The 14,150-nt window shown below is 59.8% G+C and carries 11 protein-coding genes; 6 read left to right on the top strand and 5 right to left on the bottom strand.

Features of this window, described 5'->3' with window-relative positions:
• Positions 1 to 29 precede the first annotated feature (29 nt).
• Both AB4N44_RS01270 and AB4N44_RS01275 read left to right on the top strand, forming a co-directional pair.
• Positions 30 to 1,883: a polyurethane esterase gene (locus AB4N44_RS01270; RefSeq protein ID WP_460110630.1), complete on the top strand. Its 1,854-nt coding sequence runs from the start codon at positions 30 to 32 to the stop codon at positions 1,881 to 1,883.
• A gap of 240 nt (positions 1,884 to 2,123) precedes the next feature.
• Positions 2,124 to 2,498, top strand: coding sequence for a hypothetical protein (locus AB4N44_RS01275; protein ID WP_127927391.1), 375 nt, complete (start codon positions 2,124 to 2,126; stop codon positions 2,496 to 2,498).
• Between the two features lie 48 nt (positions 2,499 to 2,546).
• Here AB4N44_RS01275 and AB4N44_RS01280 read toward each other — a convergent pair whose 3' ends face one another.
• Positions 2,547 to 2,771 (bottom strand): YgdI/YgdR family lipoprotein, encoded by a 225-nt coding sequence (locus tag AB4N44_RS01280; protein WP_150774344.1) that lies wholly within the window; start codon positions 2,769 to 2,771, stop codon positions 2,547 to 2,549.
• 195 nt (positions 2,772 to 2,966) lie between these two features.
• Between AB4N44_RS01280 and AB4N44_RS01285 the strand changes: the two genes are divergently transcribed.
• From AB4N44_RS01285 to AB4N44_RS01300, 4 genes are read left to right on the top strand one after another with little or no spacing between them, the layout of a single operon-like run.
• Positions 2,967 to 4,619 (top strand): VRR-NUC domain-containing protein, encoded by a 1,653-nt coding sequence (locus AB4N44_RS01285; RefSeq protein WP_150751485.1) that lies wholly within the window; start codon positions 2,967 to 2,969, stop codon positions 4,617 to 4,619.
• Entirely contained in the window at positions 4,616 to 6,934 is a 2,319-nt protein-coding gene (locus tag AB4N44_RS01290) for an ATP-dependent DNA helicase (RefSeq protein ID WP_150751484.1), read from the top strand. The genes AB4N44_RS01285 and AB4N44_RS01290 overlap by 4 nt, the downstream gene beginning before the upstream one ends.
• Positions 6,935 to 6,939: 5 nt before the next feature.
• On the top strand, positions 6,940 to 8,880 hold the full coding sequence (locus AB4N44_RS01295) for a hybrid sensor histidine kinase/response regulator (RefSeq protein WP_460110627.1): 1,941 nt from the start codon (positions 6,940 to 6,942) through the stop codon (positions 8,878 to 8,880).
• 56 nt (positions 8,881 to 8,936) lie between these two features.
• A complete protein-coding gene (locus AB4N44_RS01300; protein ID WP_127927399.1) occupies positions 8,937 to 9,473 on the top strand; it encodes a hypothetical protein in 537 nt (178 codons plus the stop codon).
• A gap of 412 nt (positions 9,474 to 9,885) precedes the next feature.
• On the opposite strand, the gene AB4N44_RS01305 is transcribed toward AB4N44_RS01300, so the two are convergent.
• The 4 genes from AB4N44_RS01305 to AB4N44_RS01320 all read right to left on the bottom strand — a co-directional run bounded on the left by AB4N44_RS01305 (position 9,886) and on the right by AB4N44_RS01320 (position 14,027).
• Complete coding sequence (locus AB4N44_RS01305) at positions 9,886 to 10,182, bottom strand: hypothetical protein (RefSeq protein ID WP_064389907.1); 297 nt, start codon at positions 10,180 to 10,182, stop codon at positions 9,886 to 9,888.
• A gap of 187 nt (positions 10,183 to 10,369) precedes the next feature.
• A complete protein-coding gene (locus AB4N44_RS01310) occupies positions 10,370 to 11,713 on the bottom strand; it encodes a cation:proton antiporter (RefSeq protein ID WP_460110625.1) in 1,344 nt (447 codons plus the stop codon).
• A gap of 90 nt (positions 11,714 to 11,803) precedes the next feature.
• Positions 11,804 to 12,661, bottom strand: a complete 858-nt coding sequence (locus AB4N44_RS01315; RefSeq protein WP_150774349.1) for a glucose 1-dehydrogenase — start codon at positions 12,659 to 12,661, stop codon at positions 11,804 to 11,806.
• A gap of 211 nt (positions 12,662 to 12,872) precedes the next feature.
• Positions 12,873 to 14,027: a MalY/PatB family protein gene (locus AB4N44_RS01320; RefSeq protein ID WP_460110622.1), complete on the bottom strand. Its 1,155-nt coding sequence runs from the start codon at positions 14,025 to 14,027 to the stop codon at positions 12,873 to 12,875.
• Positions 14,028 to 14,150 lie beyond the last annotated feature (123 nt).

Here is a 14,150-nt window from a genome sequence, read left to right on the forward strand (position 1 = left end):
ACAATTCCAACAAGAGAGAGGCAATAGCAATGGGTGTGTATGACTACAAGAACTTCGGCACAGCCGATTCCAAGGCGTTGTTCAGCGATGCCATGGCGATCACGCTGTATTCCTATCACAACCTCGATAACGGCTTTGCCGCCGGTTATCAGCACAACGGATTCGGCCTTGGCCTGCCCGCTACGCTGGTCACGGCGCTGCTCGGTGGCACCGACTCCCAAGGCGTCATCCCCGGCATTCCGTGGAACCCCGACTCGGAAAAACTCGCCCTCGACGCCGTGAAAAAAGCCGGTTGGACGCCGATCACCGCCTCGCAATTGGGCTACGACGGCAAGACCGATGCGCGAGGAACCTTCTTCGGCGAGAAGGCCGGTTACACCACTGCCCAAGTGGAAATCCTCGGCAAGTACGACGCCCAAGGCCATCTCACGGAACTCGGCATTGCCTTTCGCGGCACCAGCGGCCCGCGGGAAAACCTGATCCTCGACTCCATTGGCGACGTGATCAACGACCTGCTCGCGGCCTTCGGCCCCAAGGATTACGCCAAGAACTACGTCGGCGAAGCCTTCGGCAATCTGCTCAATGATGTGGTGGCGTTTGCCCAGGCCAACGGCCTCAGCGGCAAGGACGTACTGGTCAGTGGGCACAGCCTCGGCGGCCTGGCGGTCAACAGCATGGCGGACTTGAGTGGCGGCAAGTGGGGCGGTTTCTTTGCCGATTCCAATTACATTGCCTACGCCTCGCCGACCCAGAGCAGCACCGACAAAGTGCTCAACGTCGGCTATGAAAACGACCCGGTGTTCCGCGCCCTCGACGGCTCGACCTTCACTGGTGCTTCCATCGGTGTGCACGATGCGCCGAAAGAGTCGGCCACCGATAACATCGTCAGCTTCAACGATCACTACGCCTCGACCGCGTGGAATCTGCTGCCGTACTCGATCCTCAACATTCCCACCTGGATCTCGCACTTGCCGACCGCTTATGGCGACGGCATGAACCGGGTGATCGACTCAAAATTCTACGACCTGACCAGTCGCGACTCGGCGATCATCGTCGCCAACCTCTCGGACCCGGCGCGGGCCAACACCTGGGTGCAGGACCTCAACCGCAACGCCGAAACCCACAAGGGCAGCACCTTCATCATCGGCAGTGACGCCAACGATCTGATCCAGGGCGGCAGCGGCAACGATTATCTGGAAGGTCGCGCCGGCAACGACACCTTCCGCGACAGCGGCGGCTACAACGTCATCCTTGGCGGGCAGGGCAGCAACACCCTCGACCTGCAAAGTGCAGTGAAGAACTTCGACTTCGCCAATGACGGCGCCGGCAACTTGTACGTGCGCGATGCCAACGGCGGGATCAGCATCACCCGCGACATCGGCAGCATTGTCACCAAAGAACCGGGGTTCCTCTGGGGCTTGTTCAAGGACGATGTGACCCACAGCGTCACGGCCAGCGGTTTGAAGGTCGGCAACAACGTCACTGCTTACGAGTCCAGCGTCAAAGGCAGCGCTGGTGCCGACACGCTGAAGGCGCATTCGGGTGGCGATTGGTTGTTCGGGCTGGACGGTAACGATCACCTGATCGGTGGCGCGGGTAACGACGTGTTTGTTGGCGGCGCCGGCAACGACCTGATGGAGTCGGGAGGCGGGGCGGATACGTTCCTGTTCAACGGGGCGTTCGGGCAGGACCGGGTGGTCGGTTACACGTCCAACGACAAACTGGTGTTTCTCGGTGTTCAGGGTGTGTTGCCGGCGGAGGACTTCCGCGCCCATGCCGCCGCTGTCGGGCAGGACACGGTGCTGACGTTTGGCAATGATTCGGTGACGTTGGTCGGGGTGTCGCTGAATAGTCTGAGTGCTGAGGGTGTTGTGATCGCCTGAGGTTGATTGGGCGCCGGTAAGGGCCCTTTCGCGAGCAAGCTCGCTCCCACACTGGATCTGTGTCGTTTACAAATCCCCTGTGGGAGCGAGCCTGCTCGCGAATAACGATAACGCGGTTTAAAAGTGACTCGACAGCCATTCTCTGACTCAAACCCCTGCGAAAACAGGAAATGCGGCCTAAAGCCAGCACGTGCACACACGTTCTATAGCTAGCCGCCATTGAGTACAGGAGATTCAAACGTGAAAGGTTTCAAGGGGTATGTCGGGTTCGTTGCACTGGCGCTGTGTTCGGCCAATGTCTGGGCCGATCTGCCTCAAAGTTCGATTCTGAGCCGTTACGGCATCACCACCGACCAACTGCCGAGTCCGCCGAAAACCGAGGCGGTCGAGCCGGTTGAAGAGAAGAGCCGCTTTCAGATTCAGCCCGAACAACCGTTCGTGACCCTGCGCCTGGGTGACGGCAAGCAGCCGCAGACCACCGGCAATCTGAGCATCGATCGCATGGCGCAGCAGGATCTGGAACGCTGCCGGCGTTTGCAGGGAGAAGTGGTCAAGCGGGGCGGCACGTACATGCCTTGTGACGGCAGCATTCCGGGCATGCCGACCTTCGAATAACACTCTGCTTATGATCGTTCCCACGCGGAGCGTGGGAACGAGCGAAACCTAGTCTTCCTCGCGCACCGTGGCGACTTCATCAGCACGGACCTTCACCTTGGCCCCGGAAATATCCTCGAACTCATAGAAGCCGTCCTTGGTTTTGGTTTTCGGCATGTCCTTGGTCAGATACTGGGTGCCGTTCTGCAGAGTGACCACCGTCGGGGTCGAGCAACCGGTCAGTGCCAGCGCGGCGACGATGGCGAAAGGGATGCCCAGTGACTTGATTTTCATACCCACTTCTAAATCCTCATTCGATGTGATGCCGAGCATTGTCGGCCTTCTAACGCGGTTGGTGCTATCTCCGTGAGAAAAGTTCGATAGCCCGGCGAAAAAATGCCATTGATCATTTTCCGTTTGCACCGGGCGGGGCACAGCTGTTATCTGTACGCATAACCAGTACTCGCTCGCCATGGCCCCAGAATTCCCGTGACTGCCAATCCCCTCGACGACCCGTTCTATTACCTTAACAACTTCCTGCAAGTGCTTGATTGGCTTGAACTTCGCTATGTCGATGTGATGAGCGAAACGGAACACGCGTTCATCCGCGACTTCAAGGCCTTGCCGCGTGCTTCGCAAGGTTTGCTGGTGCGGATGGTGATGCGCAAGGGTGTGCATTTTCGGGCCGGCAAACTCAATTACGTTGAAATCGGTGACATCGCCGCGGCCGCGCAGCCCTTGCTGGAGCGTGGCTGGATCGACGAACACGCGCCGCTGGCCCTCGCCGAGTTGTTCGACGTGCTGCTCAAAGCTGAAATTCTGCAAGCCTTCGGCGCCGCCATCGAACAGCCCAAGGGGCGTAAGGATGAATGGCTGCCACTGTTGGCCGAGCAGTTCAGAGAATTGCGCTGCCTGCGCGACTGGGCGCCACTGCTCGATGACCGGCTGTTCAGCCTGACCCTCATGGACCTGTGCGACCGCTTGCGTCTGATGTTCTTCGGCAACCTGTATCAGGACTGGTCGGAATTCGTCCTCGCCGACCTGGGCATCTTCACCTATGAAAAAGTCGAGTTCTGCGCCGATTCGCGAGGCCTGCGCAGTCGTGAAGACGTCGACGCCTGTCTGTTCCTGCACCACTGCCAAATGCGTTTCGAGGCCGGCGAGCCGCTGCAAACCATTGTCGAGCAGGTGAGTGCGTTGCACTTCGACAACCCGTGGCTGCAACGCCGGCGTGGCAAGGTGTTGTTCCAGATCGGCCAGTATTGCGAGCGCATCAGCGAGTTTGCCCTGGCCCTGAGCATTTATCGTGATTGCGCCTATCCCGGCGCCCGTTTGCGCATGATTCGTGTGCTGGAGCGCAGCGGCGAATACCCGTTGGCACTGGAACTCGCAACGCTGGCGGAACAGGCGCCGGAAAGCGCCGCCGAGCAGCAAGGCCTGCAACGGATATTGCCAAGGGTGCGGCGCAAACTCGGTGGCCCGCCGCTCAAGCGCGCAACGGCGAAACCGGTCGAGCGTCTGGATCTGCAGTTGCCGCGCAGCGATCCTGCATTGTCCGTGGAGTTTTACGTGCAGGCGCATCTGCACGATGACGATGGCCCGGTGCATTACGTGGAAAACAGCCTGATCAACTCGCTCTTCGGCCTGTTGTGCTGGCCGGCGATTTTCGCGCCATTGCCCGGGGCGTTCTTTCACCCGTTCCAGCGGGGCCCGGTGGACTTGCTCAACGAAGACTTCCAGCAGCGCCGCGCCGAGCTGTTTCAGGCGTGTCTGAGTGAACTCGACGACGATCGCTATGCGGCGACCATTCGCCAACGCTTCGTTGACAAGTGGGGTATCCAGTCGCCTTTCGTGTTCTGGGGCGCCATGAATGAACAACTGCTGGAGCAAGCGCTGGCCTGTTTGCCGGCCGAACACCTCAAGCACTGGTTCAACCGTTTATTGCTCGACATCAAGGCCAACCGTGCTGGCATGCCTGACCTGATCCAGTTCTGGCCGCAGCACAAAACCTACCGAATGATTGAAGTGAAAGGCCCCGGCGATCGCCTGCAGGACAATCAATTGCGCTGGCTGGAGTTCTGCCATCAACACCAAATGCCGGTGGCGGTGTGTTATGTGCAATGGGCGGAGCAGAGCGCTTGAGCTACAGCATTGCCGTGCGCGCACTGTGCGAGTTCACCGCCAAGACCGGCGACCTCGACCTGCGCTTCACCCCATCACCCACGGCGCTGGAAGGCATCGCCGGGCACCGCACCGTGGCCTCGCGGCGCAGCGAAAAGTATCAAAGCGAAGTGGCGCTCGAAGGCGAGTTCCTGCAGTTGAAGGTCAAGGGCAGGGCGGACGGCTACGACCCGGCGCAAACCTGCCTGGAAGAAGTCAAAACCTACCGTGGCGACCTGAGCAAACAACCGGCCAATCATCGCCAGTTGCACTGGGCACAGGCAAAGATCTACGGCTGGTTGATGTGCCGAAAGCTCGAACTTGAGCAGATCAATCTGGCGCTGGTGTATTTCGATATCGTCAGCGAGAAAGAGACCTGTCTGGTCGAGGCGTTCAGCGCTGATGCGTTGAAAACCTTTTTCGAGCAGCAATGCACGCTGTTCCTGCAATGGGCGGAACAGGAAATGGCCCATCGCGAAGCGCGCAATCTGGCCGCGCAACAACTGGCGTTTCCCCATGCGGATTTTCGTCCCGGTCAGCGGCATCTGGCCGAGTCAGTGTTCAAAGCCGTCAGCACTGGCCGCTGTCTGATGGCCCAGGCGCCGACCGGTATCGGCAAAACCCTCGGTACGCTGTTCCCGATGCTCAAGGCGCTGGCACCGCAGCAACTGGACAAGGTGTTCTTCCTCACCGCCAAGACGCCGGGACGCAAACTGGCGCTGGATGCCAGTCAGGTGTTGTTCGACCAATCGCCAGCCTTGCCCCTGCGGGTGTTGGAAATGGTTGCCCGCGACAAGGCCTGCGAACACCCGGACAAAGCCTGTCACGGCGAGTCCTGCCCGTTGGCTCAGGGTTTTTATGATCGCCTGCCAGCCGCGCGGGAAGCAGCCAGTCGAATCCGCCTGCTCGATCAAGCCGCCATGCGCGAGGTCGCCGCGCAACACGCAGTGTGCCCGTATTACCTCAGTCAGGAGATGGCCCGCTGGGTGGACGTGGTCATCGCCGACTACAACTATTACTTCGACTTCAGCGCCATGCTCTTCGGTCTCGCCCAGCTCAACCAATGGAAAGTCGCGGTACTGGCGGACGAGGCGCACAACCTCGTCGAGCGCGGCCGGCAGATGTACAGCGCCACTCTTGATCAGTTCACGCTGGGCAGCGTGCGCAAAACCGCACCCGCCGCGCTGAAAAACTCCCTGCAACGCATCAACCGTGAATGGAACGCCCTGCATGCGCCGCAACTGGCGGCCTATCAGGCTTACGACAAGGCACCGGAAAAACTCCTGCAAGCGATCTCGTTATGTTGCGCGGCCATCGGCGATTACCTCAATGACCATCCGCAGGGTCTCGACAGCGGGCTGCAGAACTTCTACTTCGACCTGCTGCAATTCGCCCGGGTGGCGGAGTTGTACGACGAACATTACCTGTTCGATATCAGCAAGCGTGACCTCGAGCGTAAAAAGCCGCTGTCGCAATTGTGCCTGCGCAACGTGGTGCCGGCCGCGTTCATCGGCCCGCGCCTGAAAGCGGCGCGCAGCAGCGTGCTGTTCTCCGCGACCCTCAGCCCGCGCCACTACTACGCCGATTTGCTCGGTACGCCCGCCGACACCGTGTGGATCGACGTCGAATCGCCGTTTTGTGCCGAGCAACTACAGGTGCAGATCGTCAGCCGCATCTCGACACGCTTCAATCATCGTCAGGCTTCGCTGGAGCCGATCGTCGAATTGATCGCACGGCAGTTCAGCGAGCGTCCGGGCAACTATCTGGCGTTTTTCAGCAGCTTCGATTACCTGCAACAAGTGGCGTCGTTACTCGCCGAGCGCCATCCGCACATCACCCTCTGGCAGCAATCGCGGGGGATGCTCGAAGGCGCACGGCAGGCTTTCCTCGATCAGTTCACCGCCCACAGCCAGGGCATCGGCTTTGCCGTGTTGGGCGGTGCGTTCGGCGAAGGCATCGATTTGCCCGGTGCGCGATTGATCGGCGCGTTCATCGCGACACTGGGGCTGGCGCAGTTCAATCCGGTCAACGAACAACTTAAACACCGCATGGCCGCGATCTTCGGCGCCGGTTATGACTACACCTACCTGTACCCCGGCGTGCAGAAAGTCGTGCAGGCCGCCGGGCGAGTCATCCGGACTCGCGAGGATCGCGGCGTGGTGATGCTGATTGACGACCGCTTTGCCGAGAGCCGGATCAAACAGCTGCTGCCGCGCTGGTGGGCAATCAATCATGAGACGGCCGCTTCCCAATTCGCCGGATTGACGCATACTTCCGATCATGACAATGGCTGGTGAGTGTGATGAGCGAGAAAAACAAGACCGCGGCGATCGAAGAGATGCGTTTTCGTCTGCTGATCGATGCGGTGGTCGACTATGCGATCTACATGATCGATCCCGACGGCATCATCACCAGTTGGAACTCCGGCGCCAAGCGCTTCAAGGGCTACGAAGAAGCGGAAATCCTCGGTGAACATTTCTCGCGCTTTTATACCGCTGACGACCGCGCCGCCGGTCTGCCGCAACGCGCACTCGGTACAGCGATCCGTGAAGGCCGCTTCGAAGGCGAGGGCTGGCGGGTGCGCAAGGACGGCACCAATTTCTGGTCGCACGTGGTGATCGACCCGATCATAGATCCCAACGGCAAATTGCTCGGTTTCGCCAAGATCACCCGCGACCTGACCGATCGCAAAATGGCCGAGGAAACCCTCAAGCAAAGCGAGCAGCAATTCCGCTTGCTGGTGCAGGGTGTCACCGATTATGCGATCTACATGCTCAGCCCCGAGGGCCGGGTGAGTAACTGGAACCAGGGCGCCCAGCGGATCAAAGGCTATCTGCCGGAAGAAATCATCGGTCAGCACTTTTCGATTTTCTATACCCCTGAAGACCGCGAACTCGGCGAGCCGCAACGGGCGCTGGAAATCGCCACCCGCGAGGGCCGCTTTGAAAACAAGAGCTGGCGCATGCGCAAGGACGGCACGCGGTTTCTTGCTCATGTGGTGGTCGATGCGATCCGTGGTGACACCGGCACATTGCTCGGGTTTGCCAAGATTACCCGCGACATCACCGAAGCCCATCAGGCGCAGCAAGCGCTGGAGAAAACCCGGGAAGCGTTGTTCCAGGCGCAGAAGATGCAGGCCATCGGTCAGCTCAGCGGCGGCATCGCTCATGACTTCAATAACCTTTTGACGGTGATTCTCGGCAATCTGGAGATCGTGCAAAAACGCATGGGTGACGATGCGAAAATCAGCCGGTTGCTGGAAAACGCCACTCAGGGCGCATTGCGCGGCGTGTCGCTGACCCAGCGTATGCTGGCGTTCGCCCGTCGCCAGGAACTTAAGACCGAGTCGGTCGATATCCCGCAACTGGTGCAGGGCATTACCGGTTTGTTGCGCAGTTCCCTGGGGCCGGGCATCCGCGTCGAAACACAGTTTCCCGAGGATCTGGAGCCGGTGCTGGCGGACAGCAACCAACTGGAACTGGCTTTGCTCAACCTGGCGACCAATGCCCGCGACGCCATGCCCGATGGCGGCACGGTGATCATCAGCGCTGAACCTCAAGTGGTGCTCGAACTCGGTCACGCGGATTTGCCAGCAGGACGTTATGTCTGTCTCAGCCTGATCGACAGCGGGGAGGGCATGGACGCGCAAACGCTGGCCTCGGCCAGAGACCCGTTTTTCACCACCAAAGGTTTGGGCAAAGGCACCGGGCTTGGGCTGTCGATGGTTCACGGCTACATGGAACAACTCGGTGGCCGCTTTGTCCTCAACAGCAAAAAAGCCCACGGCACTACGGCTGAACTGTGGATCCCGGTCGCTGCCGAGGGTGTGGTCAGCAAACCGCTGTATCCGCCAGCCGAACCGATTACGGTGCCGAGGCTCAGCGTACTGGTGGTGGATGACGATTCGCTGGTGTTGACCAGCACCAGCCTGTTGCTGGAAGACCTCGGGCATCGGGTGGTCAGTGCGACGTCTGGTGCGCAGGCGCTAGCGCTGTTCGATCAGGGCGAGGTGATTGACATGATGATCACGGACATGGCCATGCCGCAGATGAGCGGCGCGCAGCTGGCCCACGCAGTGCGGCTGCTTAAACCGGATCTGCCGATCATCCTGGCCACCGGTTATGCCGAACGTCTGGAAGGTTTCGCGGCACAACTGCCACGCTTGCCCAAGCCGTTCACGCAAATGAATCTGGTGGCGATCATCGCCCAGTCGATGAAGGGAGGCGGCGGTCAATCGTTCTGAACTTGCGCGCCAGTGGGGACTTCTAAATGTTTTCCCCACCCCGGAGCGTGCATCTTTTGCCTCGCATATTGACCCAGCCCACCGCTGAAGAAAGCCTGACCGAACATGACGCCAAGATGTTTGGCTCACCCAAGGAGCGGCTGGATTTTTATCGCCGGGAGATCCAGTACGAAACCAGCATCCTCGCCAACCGCACTGACGCCTATCTGGCGGCGCAATCATTTCTGGTGATCGCCTTCGCCTCGTGCATGGCCAACCTCAATCCGGAGTGGGGCAAGTTGTTCACGCTGGTGGTGCCACCGTTTCTGGCGCTGCTCGGGTTGCTCAGTTCACTGAACGCCTGGCCGGGGATTCGCGCGGCGTACGACATCATCGATCATTGGCATTTCAAGCAGAGCCACTTGCTCCACAGCGAGCCGCTGATGGGCCTGGCGTATGACGAATCGCCGTTGTTCAGTGAGATGGAGTCGAGCCACAAGGGGTATCGCAAGTCGCTGCTGTTTTCGGTGCGCACGCCGTGGATTTTTGCGACGTTTTGGGTGTTGCTGGGGAGTTATGCGGTGTTTATTCAGGTGACCAATCCCGGGGGGTGATTGGTCTTCACGTAAAAGCCCGGCTTATATCGCCGGGCTTTTTCATTCGCTTGGATTTTGTGTTGCCATTCAGATCGATCCCCCTCACCCCAGCCCTCTCCCCCAAGGGGGGCGAGGGGGAAGGGAGCAGATTGTTGTGCTGTTCAACATCTGCGTTCGGCTCGGTATCTCAGGTCAATGTCTGAGTTCAACCCGGTATCTCAGGTCGGCGTACCTCGACCATTCACCTCGGTCAGTTCCCCTCTCCCTGTGGGAGAGGGCTAGTGTCAGGGTTCACTCGGAAGGGAGCCGATCTTTGATGTAGTCAAAATCTGAGTCCGACTCGGTATCTCAGGTCGGCGTAACTCGACCATTCACCTCGGTCAGTCCCCTCTCCCTGTGGGAGAGGGCTAGGGTGAGGGGCTGTTCTGGCTCACTCCACGGTCTCAAGCTCTCGACGCAACGCCACCGAGTTCTGCGACGACATCGGGATCGGCGGGAAATCCTCGTTCAATACGCACAAATGGTCGATCGCATCTTCAAACATCGAATCGGCTTTTTTGCGCAGTGCGCGGTAACGCTCGAACTGTTCGATGTCCAGATCCTTAACGTCAAGCAGCGCATTGGCCGCTCGATTGAGCGTGTGAGCGTTATCGAACAATTGACGATTGCGTTCCAGAGCCAGTGCTCTGCAAGCCTTGATTTGCGCCGGAGTCGAGCATTCTTTCATGACCGTGACCTTATTCTTCAAGGATTCCTTTAACAGGCTTAAACGCCGCAGTGGAACCGAACCTGCCGGGCCCCGCCGGATACATCTGGCGAGGGGTTATGCTTGTGACTACCAGCAATTACCCCGCGATCCATTTTTTTACAGAAAGAAGTTCGATCGATTGCCTGGTAAAAACCGCTACCAATAATCAGATTTTTTGTTTTTTGTGCTGCTCGTAGCGAGCGAGGATCGGTTGCGTGCTGATCCCGTGGAGCAAAATGCTCAGCGCCACCACCGATAAGGTCAGGTCGGTGCACACGCTGGCCACGCTATCGGTCAGCCCGTGATTCAAGGCATAAAACAGATAGAACAGGCTACCGATCCCGCGAATGCCAAACCAGCCGATCAACAGCCGTTGCCGTCCCTCCATCAGTGCACCCCAAGGCATCAGCGCGACGCAGATCGGGCGGATCAGGCAGAACAGCACGCCGCCCACCAGCAATGCCCGCCAATCCCAGTGCGCCACCAGCACCACGCCGAGCAGGGTCACCAGAAACACTTCCATGGCACGCTCGACCAGACTGCCGAACGACAACATATCGCCCATCATGATCCCGGCGGCGACCTGGCTGCTTTCCAGCCGTTCGGTGTCACCGTGCACCGCGTGTTGCGGTTCGACGTTCTGATGGCCGACCACCGGTTGCACCAGATGCTCGGCGGGCGGTTGGCCGGCGCCGGTGGATTTCACTTCGACCTGGCGCAAACCCAGCCCGGCCGCGAACACCGACAGGAAGCCGTAACCGCCGATGGCTTCGGCAACGACATAGGCCAAGGCAATCAACGACAACGCCAGATAATCATTGGGGCTGAGCGTGCTGTCGTCATTGTGGATTCGCAACGAAAGGGTCACGCGACCGATACCTCGGCCCATCCAGTAACCGGTAAGCAATCCGGCAGGCACTGCCCACAATACGTTGCGCAACACCCAGCCTTGCCATTCAGCAGCACTGCCGTCGCCGTGCATCAACAACAGACCGAGAATCACAAACGGAAAGGCAATCCCATCGTTCAACCCTGCCTCACCAGAGAGCCCGAAGCGCACGCTGTCGACATCCCGCGCATCGTTGACCTGCACCAGCGCCGCCAGCACCGGGTCGGTCGGTGCCAGAATTGCGCCGATCAACAGTGACGGCCCCCAAGGCAAGTGCAACGCAAAGTGCAACAGCAGACAAACCCCGGCGATGGTCAGCACCATCACCGGTCCGGCGAGGCCAAAAGCGATTCGCCAACGCTTGTCGCGCAGGGGCAAACGTAATTTCAAACCGCAGACGAACAGGGAAAACAGCACCGCGACTTCCGTCAGGTGCTCCATCCACAGCGAGGCGTTTTCCAGTGACAGTTTCAGCAGATCAAGGCCGCTGGGGCCGATGCCGATCCCCAGCAACAAACACACAGCCGACGTCGTCACCGGCATCCAGCGCAGGTACGACGAGGTCAGTGCCAAGGTCAACAGCACGGCGCCGAGCACCGCCACCCACACGATAAAACTCATGATCTGCCGCCCTCAAGTGGTCGATGTGACGGCAATCGCACCGCGTTCAATGGGCCTTCAGTTTTACTGTAGGCGTTGGCGAAGGGGGCATCACAGCATCGGCTTACCACCGGTCACGCCATAACGTTGGCCGGTGATGTAACTGGCTTCGTCCGAGGCCAGCAGCACGTAGATCGGCGCCACTTCCACCGGTTGGCCGGGGCGGCCGAGCGGGGTGTTGCCACCGAAGTTCTGCACTTCTTCATCGGGCATGGTCGAGACGATCAGCGGCGTCCAGATCGGCCCCGGTGCGACGCAATTCACGCGGATTTCCTTCGGCCCCAGCATCTGTGCCAGACCGCCGGTGAAGTTGGCAATTGCGCCTTTGGTGGTGGCGTAGGCGAGCAGGGTGGGTTTGGGCATGTCCGAGTTGACCGAGCTGGTGTTGATGATCGATGCCCCGGCGGACATATGTTTGATCGCCGCCTGACACAGCCGGAAGATTGCGGTGATGTTGACGTCGAAGGTCATCACCCATTCCTCGTCGGGGATTTCTTCGAAGGTCTCGTGGGTCATCTGGAACGCGGCGTTGTTGACCAGCACGTCGATGCGGCCAAAGCGTTCGACGGTTTTGTCGACCAAGGCCTGGCACTGGGATTTCTGCGCGATATCGCCCGGCAGCAGAATGCACTGACGCCCGGCCTGTTCGACCCAGCGTGCGGTTTCCTTGGCGTCTTCGTGTTCATTCAGATAGGCGACTGCAACGTCGGCGCCTTCACGGGCGAAAGCAATCGCCACAGCGCGGCCGATGCCGCTGTCGGCGCCGGTGATCAGGGCGATCTTGCCGGCCAGTCGCCCGGAACCGACATAGCTTTGCTCGCCGCAATCTGGATAGGGTTCCATTTTGCGTTGCGAACCGGGAACGGTCTGGGCTTGTGCGGGGAAGGGTGGTTTTGGATAGTCGGTCATCGCGGGTCTCCGAGGTTTCAGGGCTGGTATGGGCGGTTGACCCGGGGTGTTTGCCGTGAGTTCGATCGGATTTACGCCGAAGATTTTGCGTGAACACACATCCCCTGTAGGAGTGAGCCTGCTCGCGATAGCGATATTTCAGTCAACATTGATGTTGAATGTCAGGACGCTATCGCGAGCAGGCTCACTCCTACAGGGGGATGTGGTGATTTCAGGTGTTGCGTTGTGTCAGGGCGCGCTCCATGCGGGCGATACCTTCTTCGAGCAACGAACGCGGGCAGCCGAAGTTCAGGCGTACGAACTGTTGGTGTTGATCGCCGAAGTCCAGACCGGCGCTGAGGCCCACCTTGCCCTGCTCAAGGAAGAATTGCTGCGGGTTGTCCAGATCCAGCGCCGAGCAATCCAGCCAGGCCAGATACGTGCCCTGCGGCACGTTGATGGTCACGCCCGGCAAGCGGCTGCGTACTGCTTCAACCAGCCAGTCGCGGTTGGCCTGCAGATAGGTTTTCAGCTCGGCCAGCCACGGCGCGCCTTCGCTGTAGGCGACGCGGGTGGCTTCCATGCCCAGCGGGTTGACGCTGTCGACCATGCCGCAGCGGGCGTGGTTGACGCGCTCACGCAGGGCCGCATCTTGAATGATCATGAACGAGGTTTTCAGGCCGGCGATGTTGTAGGCCTTGCTCGCCGACATCAGGGTGATCGTGCGCCTGGCAATTTTCGGGCTCAGGGAGGCGGTCGGAATGTGCACGCGACCGTCGTAGCACAGCTCGGCGTGGATTTCATCGGAGATGATCCATGCGTCCTGCGCCGCACAGATATCCGCCACCGCTTGCAGCTCTTCACGGCCAAAAACCTTGCCGATCGGGTTGTGCGGGTTGCTCAACAGCAGCGCGCCGCCACCGTTCAGCGATTCACGCAGCACGTCCAGCGGCGTCAGGTAAGTACCGTCGGCCTGCGCAATGAACTCCAGCTCGACCTTGTTCAAACCCCAGTGGCCCGGCGCGTGGCGCAGTGGCGGATAGTTCGGCACTTGCACCACGACGTTCTGTTGCGGCTGCACCAGCGCTTTCAAAGCCATGTTGAAACCGGACTCGACGCCTGGCAGAAAGATCAGCTCTTGCGGTTTGACCTTCCAGGCGAACTTGTTCCACAGGTCGGCGACGATGGCTTCACGCAGGTTGTCCTGCGCCACGCTGTAGCCCACCAGTGGATGCAGCAGGCGTTGTTGCAGCGCCTCGATGATCACCGGTGGCGCGGCGAAATCCATATCAGCGACCCACATCGGCAACACATCGGCCGGGTAGCGGCTCCACTTGGTGCTGCCGGTGTTGTGGCGGTCGAATAGCTGATCAAAATCGAAAGTCATGCGCGGTCTCGTGAAGGCGGGATTGGTCCTGCGGGCATGATAAGCCCATGGCCGTGCAGGAGCACACAAAACCTGTGGGAGCGAGCCTGCTCGCGAAAGCGGTCTGTCAGTCAATAGTTGTCT

This window comes from Pseudomonas sp. S3_C06 (assembly GCF_054667675.1).

Bases quoted from the DNA above. Each gene is read 5' to 3' on its own strand.
- AB4N44_RS01320 (WP_460110622.1), bottom strand. From the start codon at position 14,027: ATGACTTTCGATTTTGATCAGCTATTCGACCGCCACAACACCGGCAGC.
- AB4N44_RS01315 (WP_150774349.1), bottom strand. From the start codon at position 12,661: ATGACCGACTATCCAAAACCACCCTTCCCCGCACAAGCCCAGACCGTT.
- AB4N44_RS01280 (WP_150774344.1), bottom strand. From the start codon at position 2,771: ATGAAAATCAAGTCACTGGGCATCCCTTTCGCCATCGTCGCCGCGCTG.
- AB4N44_RS01295 (WP_460110627.1), top strand. From the start codon at position 6,940: ATGAGCGAGAAAAACAAGACCGCGGCGATCGAAGAGATGCGTTTTCGT.
- AB4N44_RS01305 (WP_064389907.1), bottom strand. From the start codon at position 10,182: ATGAAAGAATGCTCGACTCCGGCGCAAATCAAGGCTTGCAGAGCACTG.
- AB4N44_RS01310 (WP_460110625.1), bottom strand. From the start codon at position 11,713: ATGAGTTTTATCGTGTGGGTGGCGGTGCTCGGCGCCGTGCTGTTGACC.
- AB4N44_RS01270 (WP_460110630.1), top strand. From the start codon at position 30: ATGGGTGTGTATGACTACAAGAACTTCGGCACAGCCGATTCCAAGGCG.